This window comes from Pantoea sp. SGAir0184, from assembly GCF_043544755.1.
Genome location: NZ_CP028050.1, coordinates 3,925,812 through 3,943,341, shown reverse-complemented (window position 1 = coordinate 3,943,341; position 17,530 = coordinate 3,925,812). Strand labels below are relative to the sequence as shown.

Genomic DNA, 17,530 nt, shown 5'->3' with positions numbered 1-17,530 from the left:
TAAAGCAGGGCGTTTTTAATACTATTTTCGTAACCGCACGCTTTGCACGGCATGATCCGCAGACTTGGTCATGATCAGGCTGGCCCGCTCTCGCGTAGGTAAGATGTTTTCTTTTAAATTCAGCCAGTTAATTTCTTTCCATAACCCACGTGCAATACTCTCTGCTTCCTCTTCAGGCAGCTGAGAATAGTGGTGGAAATAAGAGTCCGGATCGCTGAAGGCACCTTCGCGGAATTTAAGAAAGCGATTAACGTACCAGCGCTCTAATAAGTTTTCTGGCGCATCGACATATATTGAAAAGTCGACGAAATCTGAGACAAATACATGATGCGGATCGTGCGGATAATCCATACCGCTCTGCAGGACGTTCAGCCCTTCCAGAATCAGGATGTCCGGCTGCTGCACCACCTTATCGCCATCCGGGATGACATCGTAAATCAGGTGTGAATACACCGGTGCGGTGACCTGACTGGCACCCGATTTCAAATCGGATACGAACTTCACCAGTCGATGCATATCATACGACTGCGGGAAGCCTTTCTTTTTCATCAGGCCGCGCTCTTTCAGCACCGCATTAGGGTGCAAAAAGCCATCGGTGGTGATGAGTTCCACCTTGCGGTGCTCGGGCCAGCGGCTAAGCAGCGCCTGTAACACGCGCGCGGTGGTGCTTTTACCGACGGCGACACTGCCGGCAATACTGATAATGTAAGGGATCTTCTGGCCATTGGTGCCAAGGAACTGCTCCAGCACCGCCTGACGGCGCAGATTTGAACTGATATAGAAGTTCAGCAGACGTGATAGCGGCAGATAGATCTCGGCAACTTCTTCCAGCGAAAGATCTTCATTGATACCGCGCAGCCGTTCAATTTCACTGGCGGCCAGCGTCATCGGTACGGAATCTCTCAGCGCAGCCCATTGCTGGCGATCAAACTGCAGGTAGGGCGTCGTCAGTGGCGTCGTTTTTTTACTCATAAGCATGCATCTGACCGCAAATTCTGGCTCATCAACACCTTGCAGCAACAGGCATACAGCGATGTGTCGAACTCAGTTGCACGTCACAGGGGTAATTTAACGAGAACAATGGGCAGGAGGGTAACACCAGTGTGACTTTAAAAAGAAGTAAAATGATAAACCTGAGCACGCTTTCGTAAGCAGGCCCGCATTTTTATAATCACAGTATGAGGCTAACGCGGTATCAAAGAATAATCAGGCTGTGGGCTGGCGGAAAAACACACCATGTTTGCTGCTTTTTGCTGCGCTGGCGGGGCGTTTTGCGAGGATTTGCACAAATAGTAAGCGGTAGTGCAAATTTAGCAATTTTTTTGTTGCATCCTGAACCCGGTCTTCCTAGAATGCGCGTCACTTGATGCCGGCTTAGCTCAGTTGGTAGAGCAACTGACTTGTAATCAGTAGGTCACCAGTTCGATTCCGGTAGCCGGCACCATCAAGTAGGTGGGATTCCCGAGCGGCCAAAGGGAGCAGACTGTAAATCTGCCGTCACAGACTTCGAAGGTTCGAATCCTTCTCCCACCACCATCTCAACCTCTCGGTTGAGCGTCAGATAAAGGCTTGTCTGATGGGTGAGTTCAACTCTCTCACCTTCGAATTCAGATTGCGCAGTAGCGTGATCACCGTCAGTCAGAAACTCTGACTGGCTCGAATAATAGAAGGTCTTCTTTTATTATTCATAAGCTACAGAAAGAACAGGTAGCCGAGTTCCAGGATGCGGGCATCGTATAATGGCTATTACCTCAGCCTTCCAAGCTGATGATGCGGGTTCGATTCCCGCTGCCCGCTCCAGATGTGCTGATATGGCTCAGTTGGTAGAGCGCACCCTTGGTAAGGGTGAGGTCCCCAGTTCGACTCTGGGTATCAGCACCACTTCCTTTATCTCTCTCCTGATTCTCTCTCTGTAAAACTAACATCAGGTTTTGCCTGGTTAATGTGACGATATCTTTGATATATCCGTGTCTTAGAGGGACAAGCGATGGCTAAAGAGCAATTTCAACGTAACAAACTGCACGTAAACGTGGGCACCATCGGTCACGTCGACCACGGTAAAACCACTCTGACTGCGGCAATCACCACCGTTCTGGCAAAAACCTACGGCGGCCAGGCACGTGCATTCGATCAGATCGATAACGCGCCAGAAGAGAAGGCTCGTGGTATCACCATCAACACCTCTCACGTTGAATATGAAACCCCGACCCGTCACTACGCACACGTTGACTGCCCAGGCCACGCCGACTATGTGAAAAACATGATCACCGGTGCTGCGCAGATGGACGGCGCGATCCTGGTTGTTGCTGCGACTGATGGCCCAATGCCTCAGACCCGTGAGCACATCCTGCTGGGTCGTCAGGTTGGCGTTCCTTACATCATCGTGTTCCTGAACAAGTGCGACATGGTTGATGACGAAGAGCTGCTGGAACTGGTTGAGATGGAAGTGCGTGACCTGCTGTCTGCTTACGACTTCCCTGGCGACGATACCCCAATCGTACGCGGTTCTGCGCTGAAAGCGCTGGAAGGCGACGCTGAGTGGGAAGCGAAAATCGTTGAGCTGGCTGAGCACCTGGATAACTACATCCCGGATCCAGTCCGTGCTATCGACCTGCCGTTCCTGCTGCCAATCGAAGACGTATTCTCAATCTCTGGCCGTGGTACCGTTGTTACCGGTCGTGTTGAGCGCGGCATCGTGAAAGTGGGCGACGAAGTAGAAATCGTAGGTATCAAAGCGACTGCCAAGTCTACCTGTACCGGTGTTGAAATGTTCCGCAAACTGCTGGACCAGGGTCAGGCAGGCGAGAACTGTGGTGTTCTACTGCGCGGTATCAAGCGTGAAGAGATCCAGCGTGGTCAGGTTCTGGCTAAGCCAGGTACCATCAAGCCACACACCCAGTTCGAGTCAGAAGTTTACGTTCTGTCTAAAGACGAAGGCGGCCGTCATACTCCGTTCTTCAAAGGCTACCGTCCACAGTTCTACTTCCGTACCACTGACGTAACCGGTTCAGTAGAGCTGCCAGAAGGCGTTGAGATGGTAATGCCAGGCGACAACATCAAAATGGTTGTTACCCTGATCCATCCAATCGCAATGGACGAAGGTCTGCGCTTCGCAATCCGCGAAGGCGGCCGTACCGTTGGCGCGGGCGTTGTTGCTAAAGTTATCGCGTAATAGCGATAATATTTGACGCAATGCACACGGAAAGGGCATCATTTGATGCCCTTTTTGTACGCTGTTAACCAGAACCTGGCTCATCAGTGATTTTCGATCATAATCATTGCTGAGACAGGCTCTGTATTACGGCGCTGGATACCGAGTTATGCCCAAAAGCGCATTCGGTTTGGATGCCTCGCTCTGCGGGGCAGAATAGTTTCTGAATTATTGTGGCAGGTTGGTTTATGAGTGCGAATACCGAAGCTCAAGGGAGCGGGCGCGGCCTGGAAGCGGTAAAGTGGGTAGTTGTGATCGCATTGCTGCTGGTAGCAATCGTCGGTAACTACCTGTATCGCGATGTGACACTGCCCTTACGCGCGCTGGCTGTCGTGGTGTTGATCGCTGCGGCGGGCGGCATTGCGTTGCTGACTACCAAAGGCAAAGCAACCGTGGCTTTTGCACGTGAAGCAAGAACCGAAATGCGTAAGGTCATCTGGCCAACTCGCCAGGAAACATTGCACACCACGTTAATCGTTGCCGCGGTCACTGCCGTGATGTCACTGATTTTGTGGGGGCTGGATGGTATTCTGGTCCGTCTGGTATCGTTTATCACTGGCCTGAGGTTCTGAGATGTCTGAAGCTCCAAAAAAACGCTGGTACGTCGTTCAGGCGTTTTCCGGTTTTGAAGCCCGCGTAGCCAAGTCGCTGCAAGAGCATATCAAACTGCACAACATGGAAGAACTGTTTGGCGAAGTCATGGTGCCGACTGAAGAAGTCGTGGAAATCCGTGGCGGCCAGCGTCGTAAAAGCGAACGCAAATTCTTCCCTGGTTACGTACTGGTCCAGATGGTGATGAATGACGCCAGCTGGCACTTAGTGCGCAGTGTACCGCGTGTAATGGGCTTCATTGGTGGTACCTCTGACCGTCCGGCACCGATCAGTGATAAAGAAGTGGATGCGATCATGAACCGCCTGCAGCAGGTGGGTGATAAGCCGCGTCCGAAAACGCTGTTCGAGCCAGGCGAGATGGTGCGTGTCAACGACGGCCCGTTTGCCGACTTCAATGGTGTGGTCGAAGAAGTGGATTACGAGAAGAGCCGCCTGAAGGTTTCTGTTTCTATCTTCGGCCGTGCAACGCCGGTAGAACTCGACTTTGCTCAGGTGGAGAAAGGCTAAGCCTTTTGTTCACTTTTTAGCTCTTGCGGAAGGCGCGAAATTTACCTATAATTTCGCGCCTTTTGTTTTTATGCGCTGGCAACAGCGTGTAAATCGTTATCACGGGGAGCCTGTTCGCCAGGCGCTATACCCAATAGAGGAAATATCATGGCCAAGAAAGTACAAGCCTACGTCAAGCTGCAGGTTGCAGCTGGTATGGCTAACCCGAGCCCACCAGTTGGTCCGGCTCTGGGTCAGCAGGGTGTTAACATCATGGAATTCTGTAAAGCGTTCAACGCCAAAACAGAATCACTGGAAAAAGGTCTGCCGACTCCAGTAGTTATCACCGTATACAGCGACCGTTCTTTCACCTTCGTTACCAAAACGCCTCCGGCTGCCGTTCTGCTGAAAAAAGCAGCAGGCATCAAGTCTGGTTCTGGTAAGCCGAACAAAGATAAAGTCGGTAAAGTAACTCGTGCTCAGGTACGTGAAATCGCAGAAACCAAAGCTGCGGACATGACTGGTGCTGACGTAGAAGCGATGACTCGCTCTATCGAAGGTACTGCTCGTTCCATGGGCCTGGTAGTGGAGGACTAAGAAATGGCTAAGCTGACCAAGCGCATGCGCGTGATCCGTGACAAAGTTGATGCGACTAAACAGTATGACATCAACGAAGCTGTTGCTCTGCTGAAAGAACTGGCTACCGCTAAATTCGTAGAGAGCGTGGACGTTGCTGTTAACCTCGGCATCGATGCACGTAAATCTGACCAGAACGTGCGCGGCGCGACCGTTCTGCCACACGGTACTGGTCGTTCAGTACGTGTTGCCGTCTTTACCCAGGGCGCAAACGCTGAAGCTGCTAAAGCAGCTGGCGCTGAGCTGGTAGGTATGGAAGACCTGGCTGATCAGATCAAGAAAGGCGAAATGAACTTTGACGTTGTTATTGCTTCTCCGGATGCAATGCGCGTTGTTGGCCAGCTGGGCCAGGTTCTGGGCCCACGTGGTCTGATGCCAAACCCGAAAGTTGGTACCGTAACTCCTAACGTTGCTGAAGCTGTGAAAAACGCTAAAGCGGGTCAGGTTCGTTACCGTAACGACAAAAACGGCATCATCCACACCACCATCGGTAAAGTGGACTTCGATGCTGACAAACTGAAAGAAAACCTGGAATCTCTGCTGGTTGCGCTGAAAAAAGCTAAACCTGCTCAGGCGAAAGGCGTGTACATCAAGAAAGTCAGCATCTCTACCACCATGGGCGCCGGCGTTGCCGTTGACCAGGCTGGTCTGAACGCAGCAGCAAACTAATTGCTGCTTGTAACGGGCGAAAAATTCATCTAGAATCTTACGCCCGTTGTTCTGGTTGATCCGTCAATTCAGAACCCAAATTCATAGTCGCGGAGTGCACAGGTCTAAACACCTTGTCATTCAGCGACTAAGGTTGGAGCCAGGCCTGATCCTGGCCTCCGTCCAAGACCGCAGGAGCAGAACCTCTTCGGAAGTGATGCTTAATATCCTGCGTAGACGGTGACAGAACCAAAAAGAATTTTTTCTTCACTGGATTCTGCTCACCGTGTAACGCGCTTACGGCCTTCGGGTGTGTAAGTGAAGTGAGTTCCGGGAAATTTTCCCGGTCAAATCCAGGAGCAAAGCTAATGGCATTAAATCTTCAAGGCAAACAAGCAATTGTTGCTGAAGTTAGCGAAGTAGCCAAAGGCGCGCTTTCAGCGGTTGTTGCGGATTCCCGTGGCGTTACCGTTGATAAAATGACTGAACTGCGTAAAGCAGGTCGTGAAGCTGGCGTCTACATGCGTGTTGTTCGTAACACCCTGCTGCGCCGCGTCGTTGAAGGTACTCCATTCGAGTGCCTGAAAGACACGTTTGTTGGTCCGACCCTGATTGCATACTCTATGGAACACCCGGGCGCTGCTGCTCGTCTGTTCAAAGAGTTCGCGAAAGCGAATGCAAACTTTGAGGTCAAAGCTGCAGCCTTTGAAGGTGAGCTGATCCCGGCGGCACAAATTGACCGTCTGGCAACGCTGCCGACTTACGAAGAAGCACTGGCACGTCTGATGTCGACCATGAAAGAAGCTGCTGCAGGCAAGCTGGTCCGCACTCTGGCTGCTGTTCGCGACGCGAAAGAAGCGGCTTAAGGCCAGATTCTTTTTCTTCGTACTTGCTAACGTATAAACTTTTACTGATTCTTAGGAACAATTGTCATGTCTATCACTAAAGATCAAATCCTGGAAGCCGTTGCAGCTATGTCCGTAATGGAAGTAGTTGAGCTGGTTTCTGCTATGGAAGAAAAATTCGGCGTTTCTGCTGCTGCTGCTGTAGCTGTTGCTGCTGGCCCGGCTGAAGCTGTTGAAGAGAAAACTGAATTCGACGTTATCCTGAAAGCTGCTGGCGCGAACAAAGTTGCTGTAATCAAAGCCGTTCGTGGCGCAACTGGTCTGGGCCTGAAAGAAGCTAAAGACCTGGTTGAAGCTGCTCCAGCTGCAATCAAAGAAGGCATCAGCAAAGACGACGCAGCTGCACTTGAAGCTGCTCTGAAAGAAGCTGGCGCTGAAGTTGAAGTTAAGTAAGACAACCCTCGGGTTGCAGTCTGCGTAAACAGACTGATGGCTGGTGACTTTTTGGTCACCAGCCTTTTTGCGCTACAGGGGAACGATGGCGTTTCGCACTGTTTGTCCATTGTTCCTCTTCAATATCTTTTTCTATCGACGACTTAATATACCGCTTTCCTGTGAGGGTTCCCTGCCTGCGCAACGGCGATGAAATGATTTAAGAGTGATAGAAAGATGTATTGCATGGGGTGCCGCGCATCGCATGAAAAACAAAATAGTGTTGCATGAACTGTCCCTTCAGGACGGACAGCGTGGGTCGACTTGTCAGCTAGCTGAGGAACCCTATGGTTTACTCCTATACCGAGAAAAAACGTATTCGTAAGGATTTTGGTAAACGTCCACAAGTACTGGATGTGCCTTATCTCCTTTCTATCCAGCTTGACTCGTTCCAGAAGTTTATCGAGCAAGATCCAGAAGGCCAGTACGGTCTGGAAGCAGCCTTCCGTTCCGTGTTCCCAATCGCGAGCTACAGCGGCAACTCTGAGTTGCAGTATGTCAGCTACCGTCTGGGTGAGCCGGTGTTTGACGTGACAGAATGTCAGATCCGTGGCGTGACGTACTCCGCACCGCTGCGCGTTAAACTGCGTCTGGTGATCTACGAGCGCGAAGCGCCGGAAGGCACCGTAAAAGACATCAAAGAACAAGAAGTGTACATGGGCGAAATTCCGCTCATGACCGACAACGGTACCTTTGTTATCAACGGTACTGAGCGTGTTATCGTTTCTCAGCTGCATCGTAGTCCTGGCGTATTCTTTGACAGCGATAAGGGTAAAACGCACTCTTCCGGTAAAGTGCTGTATAACGCACGTATCATCCCTTACCGCGGTTCATGGCTCGACTTCGAGTTTGACCCGAAAGACAACCTGTTCGTCCGTATTGACCGTCGTCGTAAGCTGCCGGCCAGTATCATCCTGCGCGCGCTGGATTACACCACTGAGCAGATTCTCGATCTGTTCTTCGAAAAAGTGGTGTTTGAAATCCGCGACAACAAGCTGCAGATGGAACTGGTGCCTGAGCGCCTGCGTGGTGAAACCGCCTCCTTCGATATCGAAGCCAACGGCACGGTCTACGTTGAGAAAGGTCGTCGCATTACTGCGCGCCACATCCGTCAGCTGGAAAAAGACAACATTCAGCACATCGAAGTGCCGGTCGAGTACATCGCGGGCAAAGTGGTCGCAAAAGATTACATCGATCTGAACACCGGTGAGCTGATCGTGCCGGCGAACATGGAGCTGTCACTGGATCTGCTGGCGAAACTGAGCCAGTCCGGTCACAAGCGCATCGAAACCCTGTTCACCAACGACCTGGATCACGGCCCGTACATTTCTGAGACGCTGCGCGTTGACCCAACCAACGATCGCCTGAGCGCGCTGGTTGAGATCTACCGCATGATGCGTCCTGGCGAGCCGCCAACGCGTGAAGCCGCAGAAAACCTGTTCGAGAACCTGTTCTTCTCTGAAGATCGTTACGATCTGTCGGCCGTTGGCCGCATGAAGTTCAACCGTTCTCTGCTGCGTGACGAGATCGAAGGTTCCGGTATCCTGAGCAAAGACGACATCATCGAAGTGATGAAGAAGCTCATCGGTATCCGTAACGGTATTGGCGAAGTGGATGATATCGACCACCTCGGCAACCGTCGTATCCGTTCTGTCGGCGAAATGGCGGAAAACCAGTTCCGCGTTGGCCTGGTGCGCGTAGAGCGCGCTGTGAAAGAGCGTCTGTCTCTGGGCGACCTCGACACGCTGATGCCACAGGACATGATCAACGCCAAGCCAATTTCGGCCGCGGTGAAAGAGTTCTTTGGTTCCAGCCAGCTGTCCCAGTTTATGGACCAGAACAACCCGCTGTCTGAGATTACGCACAAACGTCGTATCTCTGCTCTGGGCCCAGGCGGTCTGACCCGTGAACGCGCCGGCTTCGAAGTGCGTGACGTACACCCGACTCACTACGGTCGCGTATGTCCAATCGAAACCCCGGAAGGTCCGAACATCGGTCTGATCAACTCACTCTCTGTTTACGCGCAGACTAACGAATACGGCTTCCTCGAAACGCCGTACCGCCGCGTGGTTGACGGTAAAGTGAGTGATGAAATTCATTACCTCTCTGCTATCGAAGAGGGTAACTACGTTATCGCTCAGGCGAACACCAACCTCGCCGATGACGGCAGCTTTGTTGACGATCTCGTCACGTGCCGTAGCAAAGGTGAATCGAGCCTGTTCAGCCGCGATCAGGTTGACTACATGGACGTTTCCACCCAACAGGTGGTTTCTGTCGGTGCGTCACTGATCCCGTTCCTGGAGCACGATGATGCTAACCGCGCCCTGATGGGTGCGAACATGCAACGTCAGGCTGTACCTACCCTGCGTGCTGACAAGCCGCTGGTTGGTACCGGTATGGAACGTGCTGTTGCAGTCGACTCCGGTGTAACTGCTGTCGCGAAACGTGGTGGTACCGTGCAGTACGTCGATGCGTCACGTATCGTTATCAAAGTTAACGAAGACGAGATGTATCCGGGCGAAGCAGGTATCGACATCTACAACCTGACCAAGTACACCCGTTCTAACCAGAACACCTGCATCAACCAGATGCCGTGTGTTTCTCTGGGTGAACCTATCGAGCGTGGCGACGTGCTGGCTGACGGCCCGTCTACCGACCTCGGTGAGCTGGCGCTGGGTCAGAACATGCGCGTGGCGTTCATGCCATGGAACGGTTACAACTTCGAAGACTCCATCCTCGTTTCTGAGCGTGTAGTACAGGAAGACCGTTTCACCACTATCCACATTCAGGAACTGGCTTGCGTGTCACGTGACACCAAACTGGGGCCGGAAGAGATCACCGCTGACATCCCGAACGTGGGTGAAGCTGCGCTCTCCAAACTGGATGAATCCGGCATCGTGTATATCGGTGCGGAAGTGACCGGTGGCGACATTCTGGTAGGCAAGGTCACGCCGAAAGGTGAAACCCAGCTGACGCCAGAAGAGAAACTGCTGCGTGCGATCTTCGGTGAAAAAGCCTCTGACGTGAAAGACTCGTCACTGCGCGTGCCGAACGGCGTTTCCGGTACGGTTATCGACGTACAGGTCTTCACCCGCGATGGCGTGGAAAAAGACAAGCGCGCGCTGGAAATCGAAGAGATGCAGCTGAAGCAGGCGAAAAAAGACCTGTCTGAAGAACTGCAGATCCTCGAAGCGGGCCTGTTCAGCCGTATCCAGGCCGTCCTGATTTCAGGTGGCGTGGAAGCGGAGAAACTGGACAAGCTGCCACGTGAGCGCTGGCTGGAACTCGGTCTGACCGACGAAGAGAAGCAGAACGCGCTGGAGCAGCTGGCTGAGCAGTACGACGAGCTGAAGCACGAGTTTGAGAAGAAACTCGAAGCGAAGCGTCGCAAGATCACCCAGGGCGACGATCTGGCACCGGGCGTGCTGAAAATCGTCAAGGTGTATCTGGCCGTTAAGCGTCAGATTCAGCCTGGTGACAAAATGGCGGGTCGTCACGGTAACAAAGGTGTTATCTCCAAGATCAACCCAATCGAAGACATGCCATACGATGAGAACGGTACGCCGGTCGACATCGTACTGAACCCGCTGGGCGTACCATCGCGTATGAACATCGGTCAGATTCTGGAAACCCACCTGGGTATGGCGGCGAAAGGCATTGGTGAGAAGATCAATGCGATGCTGAAGAAGCAGGAAGAAGTCGCCAAACTGCGTGAGTTTATCCAGCGTGCTTACGATCTGGGCACCGATGTGCGTCAGAAAGTTGACCTGAACACCTTCTCGGACGACGAAGTGCTGCGTCTGGCAGAGAACCTGAAAAAAGGTATGCCAATCGCGACGCCAGTGTTCGACGGTGCGAAAGAGAGCGAAATCAAAGAGCTGCTGCAGCTCGGCGGTCTGCCTTCTTCCGGTCAGATCACCCTGTTCGACGGCCGTACCGGTGAGCAGTTTGAGCGTCAGGTAACCGTAGGTTACATGTATATGCTGAAACTGAACCACCTGGTCGACGACAAGATGCACGCCCGTTCTACCGGCTCTTACAGCCTGGTTACGCAGCAGCCGCTGGGTGGTAAGGCGCAGTTCGGTGGTCAGCGCTTCGGTGAGATGGAAGTGTGGGCACTGGAAGCATACGGTGCCGCGTATACCCTGCAGGAAATGCTTACCGTTAAGTCTGATGACGTCAACGGCCGTACCAAGATGTATAAAAACATCGTTGACGGCAACCATCAGATGGAACCGGGCATGCCGGAATCCTTCAACGTACTGTTGAAAGAGATTCGCTCGCTGGGTATCAACATCGAGCTGGAAGACGAGTAAGCACTCGCAAGTACTGGTTATGGGACGCGCCTGGCGCGTCCCTGAGAGTTCCACTCCGACGGGAGCTAATCCGTGAAAGACTTACTTAAGTTTCTGAAAGCGCAAACTAAAACCGAAGAGTTTGATGCGATCAAAATTGCGCTGGCCTCGCCAGACATGATCCGTTCCTGGTCTTTCGGTGAAGTTAAAAAGCCGGAAACCATTAACTACCGTACCTTCAAGCCGGAGCGTGACGGTCTTTTCTGTGCCCGTATTTTCGGACCGGTAAAAGATTACGAATGCCTGTGCGGTAAGTACAAGCGTCTGAAACACCGTGGCGTGATCTGTGAGAAGTGTGGCGTTGAAGTCACGCAGACCAAAGTGCGTCGTGAGCGTATGGGCCACATCGAGCTGGCTTCGCCGACCGCGCACATCTGGTTCCTGAAATCACTGCCATCCCGCATCGGTTTGCTGCTGGATATGCCGCTGCGTGATATCGAGCGCGTGCTGTACTTCGAATCTTATGTTGTGGTCGAAGGCGGCATGACCAACCTGGAAAAACGTCAGATTCTGACTGAAGAGCAGTACCTTGACGCGCTGGAAGAGTTCGGTGACGAATTCGACGCGAAGATGGGTGCGGAAGCTATCCAGGCGCTGCTGAAAAATATGGATCTGGAGCAGGAGTGCGAGCAGCTGCGTGAAGAGCTGAACGAAACCAACTCTGAGACCAAACGTAAAAAGCTGACCAAGCGTATCAAGCTGCTGGAAGCGTTCGTGCAGTCTGGCAACAAGCCAGAGTGGATGATCCTGACCGTTCTGCCGGTGCTGCCGCCAGATCTGCGTCCGCTGGTACCGCTGGACGGCGGTCGTTTCGCTACGTCGGATCTGAACGATCTGTATCGTCGCGTGATCAACCGTAACAACCGTCTGAAGCGTCTGCTGGATCTGGCTGCGCCAGATATCATCGTACGTAACGAAAAACGTATGCTGCAGGAAGCGGTAGATGCCCTGCTGGATAACGGCCGTCGCGGTCGTGCCATCACCGGCTCTAACAAACGTCCTCTGAAATCTTTGGCCGACATGATCAAAGGTAAGCAGGGTCGTTTCCGTCAGAACCTGCTGGGTAAACGTGTTGACTACTCCGGTCGTTCGGTTATCACCGTCGGTCCATACCTGCGTCTGCATCAGTGCGGTCTGCCGAAGAAAATGGCACTGGAACTGTTCAAACCGTTCATCTACGGCAAGCTGGAACTGCGTGGCCTCGCGACCACCATTAAAGCGGCCAAGAAAATGGTTGAGCGCGAAGAAGCGGTGGTCTGGGATATCCTGGATGAAGTGATTCGCGAACACCCGGTACTGCTGAACCGTGCACCAACCCTGCACCGTCTGGGTATCCAGGCGTTTGAACCGGTTCTGATCGAAGGTAAAGCGATCCAGCTGCACCCGCTGGTGTGTGCGGCGTATAACGCCGACTTCGATGGTGACCAGATGGCTGTTCACGTACCGCTGACGCTGGAAGCCCAGCTGGAAGCGCGTGCGCTGATGATGTCTACCAACAACATTCTGTCTCCAGCGAACGGCGAGCCAATCATCGTTCCTTCACAGGACGTTGTTCTGGGTCTGTACTACATGACCCGTGACAAAGTGAACGCCAAAGGCGAAGGCATGGTACTGACCGGCCCGAAAGAAGCTGAGCGTGTTTACCGCGCTGGCCAGGCCGAGCTGCATGCACGCGTTAAAGTGCGTATCACTGAATACAGCAAAAATGAGCAGGAAGAGCTCGTTGCGAAAACCAGCCTGATCGACACCACCATTGGTCGTGCGATCCTGTGGATGATCGTACCGAAAGGTCTGCCTTACTCCATCGTCAACCAGGCGCTGGGTAAGAAAGCGATTTCTAAGATGCTGAACACCTGTTACCGCATCCTGGGCCTGAAGCCGACCGTTATCTTTGCTGACCAGACCATGTACACCGGCTTTGCCTATGCAGCCCGTTCAGGTGCCTCAGTCGGTATCGACGACATGGTGATTCCTGCCAAGAAAGCAGAAATCATTGCAGAAGCCGAAGCGGAAGTGGCCGAGATCCAGGAGCAGTTCCAGTCTGGTCTGGTTACCGCGGGCGAACGTTACAACAAAGTCATCGATATCTGGGCTGCGGCTAACGAACGCGTATCCAAAGCGATGATGGATAACCTGCAGACCGAAACCGTGATCAACCGTCACGGCGAAGAAGAGCAGCAGGTTTCGTTCAACAGCATCTACATGATGGCCGACTCCGGTGCGCGTGGTTCTGCGGCACAGATTCGTCAGCTGGCAGGTATGCGTGGTCTGATGGCGAAGCCAGATGGCTCCATCATCGAGACGCCGATCACCGCGAACTTCCGTGAAGGTCTGAACGTACTCCAGTACTTCATCTCGACCCACGGTGCGCGTAAAGGTCTGGCCGATACCGCACTGAAAACGGCGAACTCCGGTTACCTGACCCGTCGTCTGGTTGACGTGGCGCAGGACCTGGTGGTCACCGAAGACGACTGTGGCACATTCGAAGGCATCATGATGACCCCGGTCATTGAAGGTGGCGACGTTAAAGAGCCGCTGCGTGAGCGTGTACTGGGTCGTGTGACGGCAGAAGACGTGCTGAAGCCGGGCACTGCGGACATCCTGATCCCGCGTAACACCCTGATCGATGAGCACTGGTGTGACGTGGTTGAACTGAACTCCGTGGACGCGATTAAAGTGCGTTCCGTGGTGAGCTGTGAAACCGACTTCGGTGTGTGTGCACACTGCTACGGTCGCGATCTGGCACGTGGTCATATCATCAACAAAGGTGAGGCCATCGGCGTTATCGCAGCACAGTCCATCGGTGAGCCGGGTACCCAGCTGACCATGCGTACCTTCCACATCGGTGGTGCGGCATCGCGTGCGGCAGCTGAATCCAGCATTCAGGTGAAGAACAAAGGTACTATCAAGCTGACCAACGCCAAGTCAGTAACCAACTCCTCCGGGAAACTGGTTATCGTCTCGCGTAACGTTGAGCTGAAGATGATCGACGAGTTCGGTCGTACCAAAGAGAGCTATAAAGTGCCTTACGGTGCGGTCATGGCGAAAGGTGATGGCGAGCAGGTTGCCGCGGGCGAAACCGTTGCAAACTGGGATCCACACACCATGCCGGTTATCACCGAAGTGGGCGGTTTCATCCGCTTCACCGACATGATCGACGGTCAGACCATTACCCGTCAGACTGACGACCTCACCGGTCTGTCATCGCTGGTGGTACTGGATTCTGCAGAGCGAACTGCGGGTGGTAAAGACCTGCGTCCGGCACTGAAAATCGTTGATGCCAACGGCAACGACGTACTGATCCCGGGCACCGACATGCCGGCACAGTACTTCCTGCCAGGTAAAGCGATTGTGCAGCTGGAAGATGGCGTGAAGATCAGCTCGGGTGATACCCTGGCGCGTGTTCCGCAGGAATCTGGCGGTACCAAGGACATCACCGGTGGTCTGCCACGCGTTGCCGACCTGTTCGAAGCGCGTCGTCCGAAAGAGCCAGCTATCCTGGCGGAGATCAGCGGTATCATCTCCTTCGGTAAAGAGACCAAAGGCAAGCGTCGTCTGGTGATCACGCCGGTTGACGGTAGCGATCCGTATGAAGAGATGATTCCGAAATGGCGTCAGCTCAACGTATTCGAAGGTGAACGTGTAGAACGTGGTGACGTCGTTTCCGACGGCCCAGAGTCTCCGCACGACATCCTGCGTCTGCGTGGCGTCCATGCTGTGACCCGTTACATCACCAACGAAGTGCAGGAAGTTTACCGCCTGCAGGGCGTTAAGATTAACGATAAGCACATCGAAGTCATCGTGCGTCAGATGCTGCGTAAAGCAACCATCATGAACGCGGGTAGCTCGGAGTTCCTGGAAGGCGAGCAGGCGGAAGTCTCTCGTATCAAGATCTCCAACCGCGATCTGGAAGCGAACGGCAAAATCGGCGCGACGTACATGCGTGACCTGCTGGGTATCACCAAAGCCTCGCTGGCAACCGAATCGTTCATCTCTGCGGCATCGTTCCAGGAGACCACCCGTGTCCTGACCGAAGCAGCGGTAGCAGGCAAGCGCGACGAACTGCGCGGCCTGAAAGAGAACGTTATCGTGGGTCGTCTGATCCCGGCCGGTACCGGTTATGCTTACCACCAGGATCGTATGCGTCGCCGTCAGGCGGGTGAAGCACCGGTTGCACCGCAGGTGACTGCGGATGAAGCCTCTGCCAGCCTCGCTGAGCTGCTGAACGCCGGTCTGGGCGGTAGCGACGACGAATAATCGTCTGCTCTGCTGACCATGAAAAAACCCTGCCTCGGCAGGGTTTTTTTTCGTCTCAAATCCGCGTTATTTCTGATTGATATCCTGACGCGTCAGCCCGATGTCACGCAGCTGCGCATCACTCAGGTGCGAAAGAATCTCCCGCGTTTCCCGTCTGGCCTGCCAGCGTTTGATTGCGCGCACGCCGCCACGGAAGATATCGAGTAAGGTCACGCTGAACGGTTTTGCCGCCCGGTTCTGATCGAATTCCATAATCCCAGCCCTCAGTATGATGTCTGAACGACATTTTCCCTCTGATGGCGAATTCAATACAGATTCAAAAATCACTTATCTTTAACATACAGATTGCGCCCGTACAGATCTGAATGGTAGAAATAGGCGTCATCTGTACTGATTTTTGATCACCGTTAACGCAGCGAGGCACACAATGACGCGCTATCAACATCTGGCCTGTCTGCTTTCAGACCGTATCGAGCAGGGGCTGTATCGCAGCGGCGAACGCTTGCCCTCGGTGCGTACGCTCAGCATCGAGCACGGCGTCAGCATCAGCACCGTGTAGCAGGCTTATCATCTGCTGGAAGAGAAGCAGCTTATCGTGCCGCAGCCGCGTTCCGGCTATTTTGTCGCTACCCGTAAAGCCACGCCGCCGGTTCCCGCAATGACCCGACCCGTACAGCGTCCGGTTGAGATCACCCAGTGGGAATCGGTGCTGGAGTTGCTGAGCAGCCGCATTAATGGCGACGTGCTGCAGCTGGGCAGCGGCATGCCGGACCTGACCCAGCCGACGCTCAAGCCGCTGTGGAAAATCATGGGCCGCATGGCGCAGAAGCAGGACATTGATCAGCTCAACTATGACAGCCTGCTCGGCGTGGCAGCGCTGCGCGAGCAGATTGCGCGGCTGACAATTGACAGCGGCTGTCAGCTGACGGCGGAAGAAATTGTCATCACCACCGGTTGCCATGAAGCACTGTCGGTGTCGATTCGCGCCGTGTGCGAGCCAGGCGATATCATTGCCGTCGAGTCGCCGGCGTTTCACGGCACCATGCAGACACTGCGCGGTCTGGGCATTCGCGCCATTGAAATCCCTACCGATGCGGTCAGCGGGATCAGTCTTGAGGCGCTGGAGCTGGCGTTTGAGCAGTGGCCAATCAAAGCGGTAGTGGTGGTACCCAACTGCAATAATCCGCTCGGATTTATCATGCCGGAAACGCGTAAGCGCGCGCTGCTGACGCTGGCGCAGCGCTTTGACGCGGCGATCATTGAAGATGATGTTTACGGCGAGCTGGCGTGGGAGTATCCGCGTCCGATCACCATCAAATCGCTGGATATGGATGGCCGCGTGCTGCTGTGCAGTTCGTTTTCCAAAACCCTGGCGCCCGGCTTGCGCGTGGGCTGGGTCGCGCCGGGACGCTATCGCGATCGCGTACTGCACATGAAATATATTGGCACCGGTTCGACGGCAACGCAGCCGCAGTATGCGGTCGCGGAGTTTATTCGTCAGGGCCATTACCTGCCGCATTTGCGCCGCATGCGTCAGGTGTATCAGCGTAACTATGAGACGTTCAGCTGCTGGGTGCGCCACTATTTTCCCTGCGGCATTTGCGTCTCGCGGCCGCAGGGCAGTTTCCTGATGTGGATTGAGCTGCCGGAAGCCTTCGATGCGGTGCGGCTGAATGCGGAGCTGCGGGAGCTGAAAATCCAGGTGGCGGTCGGTTCGCTGTTTTCGGCGGCGGGTAAATATCGCAACTGCCTGCGCCTCAATTATGGTCTGCCAATGAATGAGCAAACCGAGCAGGCGATTGCCAGCCTCGGCGCAGCCGTGGAGCGTGCCATGCAGGCCTGCAGTGCGGAAACGCGCCATATCACCTCCCTGACAGAATAACGGTGGAAAGGCAGGGCCGGACAGAGAGTCGGGGAAGCCAGCCCTGGCCCGCTGCAAGCGACAGCGGGCAGGCTCACTTTAGCGCTTGTCCCCGGTCGCGCCAGCC

General features: G+C 54.0%; 11 protein-coding genes, 4 tRNA genes and 1 pseudogene. 14 read left to right on the top strand and 2 right to left on the bottom strand.

All coding sequences use genetic code 11. The features are described 5' to 3' along the window. Nucleotides 1-21: 21 nt before the first annotated feature. Nucleotides 22-972 carry a type I pantothenate kinase gene (coaA, locus tag C1N60_RS18645; protein ID WP_058759911.1) on the bottom strand — a complete coding sequence of 317 codons (951 nt, stop codon included), beginning with the start codon at nucleotides 970-972 and terminating at the stop codon, nucleotides 22-24. Nucleotides 973-1,368: 396 nt separating this feature from the next. Between coaA and C1N60_RS18640 the strand changes: the two genes are divergently transcribed. The 13 genes from C1N60_RS18640 to rpoC all read left to right on the top strand — a co-directional run bounded on the left by C1N60_RS18640 (nucleotide 1,369) and on the right by rpoC (nucleotide 15,542). Next, a tRNA-Thr gene (locus tag C1N60_RS18640) sits at nucleotides 1,369-1,444 on the top strand. A gap of 7 nt (nucleotides 1,445-1,451) precedes the next feature. Then, nucleotides 1,452-1,536: transfer RNA gene (locus C1N60_RS18635), tRNA-Tyr, on the top strand. Between the two features lie 189 nt (nucleotides 1,537-1,725). Next, nucleotides 1,726-1,800, top strand: a tRNA-Gly gene (locus C1N60_RS18630). 5 nt (nucleotides 1,801-1,805) lie between these two features. Beyond that, nucleotides 1,806-1,881 (top strand) — tRNA-Thr (locus C1N60_RS18625). Between the two features lie 106 nt (nucleotides 1,882-1,987). After that, the gene (gene tuf / locus C1N60_RS18620; RefSeq protein ID WP_022547082.1) at nucleotides 1,988-3,172 is read left to right on the top strand and encodes an elongation factor Tu; all 1,185 of its coding nucleotides are present in this window, start codon (nucleotides 1,988-1,990) and stop codon (nucleotides 3,170-3,172) included. A 227-nt stretch (nucleotides 3,173-3,399) separates the two neighbouring features. Further along, entirely contained in the window at nucleotides 3,400-3,783 is a 384-nt protein-coding gene (gene secE, locus C1N60_RS18615; protein ID WP_021508209.1) for a preprotein translocase subunit SecE, read from the top strand. A gap of 1 nt (nucleotide 3,784) precedes the next feature. Next, nucleotides 3,785-4,330, top strand: coding sequence for a transcription termination/antitermination protein NusG (nusG, locus tag C1N60_RS18610; RefSeq protein WP_010616908.1), 546 nt, complete (start codon nucleotides 3,785-3,787; stop codon nucleotides 4,328-4,330). Between the two features lie 147 nt (nucleotides 4,331-4,477). After that, nucleotides 4,478-4,906 (top strand): 50S ribosomal protein L11, encoded by a 429-nt coding sequence (rplK, locus tag C1N60_RS18605; RefSeq protein ID WP_013507401.1) that lies wholly within the window; start codon nucleotides 4,478-4,480, stop codon nucleotides 4,904-4,906. 3 nt (nucleotides 4,907-4,909) lie between these two features. Continuing rightward, the gene (gene rplA / locus C1N60_RS18600) at nucleotides 4,910-5,614 is read left to right on the top strand and encodes a 50S ribosomal protein L1 (RefSeq protein ID WP_021508208.1); all 705 of its coding nucleotides are present in this window, start codon (nucleotides 4,910-4,912) and stop codon (nucleotides 5,612-5,614) included. A gap of 347 nt (nucleotides 5,615-5,961) precedes the next feature. Continuing rightward, complete coding sequence (gene rplJ, locus C1N60_RS18595) at nucleotides 5,962-6,459, top strand: 50S ribosomal protein L10 (RefSeq protein ID WP_021508207.1); 498 nt, start codon at nucleotides 5,962-5,964, stop codon at nucleotides 6,457-6,459. A 66-nt stretch (nucleotides 6,460-6,525) separates the two neighbouring features. Further along, nucleotides 6,526-6,891: a 50S ribosomal protein L7/L12 gene (gene rplL / locus C1N60_RS18590; protein ID WP_021508206.1), complete on the top strand. Its 366-nt coding sequence runs from the start codon at nucleotides 6,526-6,528 to the stop codon at nucleotides 6,889-6,891. Between the two features lie 326 nt (nucleotides 6,892-7,217). Further along, a complete protein-coding gene (gene rpoB, locus C1N60_RS18585) occupies nucleotides 7,218-11,246 on the top strand; it encodes a DNA-directed RNA polymerase subunit beta (protein ID WP_021508205.1) in 4,029 nt (1,342 codons plus the stop codon). Nucleotides 11,247-11,318: 72 nt separating this feature from the next. After that, nucleotides 11,319-15,542 (top strand): DNA-directed RNA polymerase subunit beta', encoded by a 4,224-nt coding sequence (gene rpoC, locus C1N60_RS18580; RefSeq protein WP_021508204.1) that lies wholly within the window; start codon nucleotides 11,319-11,321, stop codon nucleotides 15,540-15,542. 66 nt (nucleotides 15,543-15,608) lie between these two features. Here the strand turns inward: rpoC and C1N60_RS18575 are convergent, their stop codons facing one another. Continuing rightward, nucleotides 15,609-15,794 carry a DUF1127 domain-containing protein gene (locus tag C1N60_RS18575; protein ID WP_058769981.1) on the bottom strand — a complete coding sequence of 62 codons (186 nt, stop codon included), beginning with the start codon at nucleotides 15,792-15,794 and terminating at the stop codon, nucleotides 15,609-15,611. Between the two features lie 175 nt (nucleotides 15,795-15,969). On the opposite strand from C1N60_RS18575, the pseudogene C1N60_RS18570 reads away from it, so the two are divergent. Continuing rightward, nucleotides 15,970-17,424 (top strand): annotated as a pseudogene (locus C1N60_RS18570) (PLP-dependent aminotransferase family protein). The last annotated feature ends 106 nt before the right edge of the window (nucleotides 17,425-17,530 follow it).

Coding starts and splice junctions, on each gene's coding strand:
- coaA (WP_058759911.1), bottom strand. CDS start 972: ATGAGTAAAAAAACGACGCCACTGACGACGCCCTACCTGCAGTTTGAT.
- tuf (WP_022547082.1), top strand. CDS start 1,988: ATGGCTAAAGAGCAATTTCAACGTAACAAACTGCACGTAAACGTGGGC.
- secE (WP_021508209.1), top strand. CDS start 3,400: ATGAGTGCGAATACCGAAGCTCAAGGGAGCGGGCGCGGCCTGGAAGCG.
- nusG (WP_010616908.1), top strand. CDS start 3,785: ATGTCTGAAGCTCCAAAAAAACGCTGGTACGTCGTTCAGGCGTTTTCC.
- rplK (WP_013507401.1), top strand. CDS start 4,478: ATGGCCAAGAAAGTACAAGCCTACGTCAAGCTGCAGGTTGCAGCTGGT.
- rplA (WP_021508208.1), top strand. CDS start 4,910: ATGGCTAAGCTGACCAAGCGCATGCGCGTGATCCGTGACAAAGTTGAT.
- rplJ (WP_021508207.1), top strand. CDS start 5,962: ATGGCATTAAATCTTCAAGGCAAACAAGCAATTGTTGCTGAAGTTAGC.
- rplL (WP_021508206.1), top strand. CDS start 6,526: ATGTCTATCACTAAAGATCAAATCCTGGAAGCCGTTGCAGCTATGTCC.
- rpoB (WP_021508205.1), top strand. CDS start 7,218: ATGGTTTACTCCTATACCGAGAAAAAACGTATTCGTAAGGATTTTGGT.
- C1N60_RS18575 (WP_058769981.1), bottom strand. CDS start 15,794: ATGGAATTCGATCAGAACCGGGCGGCAAAACCGTTCAGCGTGACCTTA.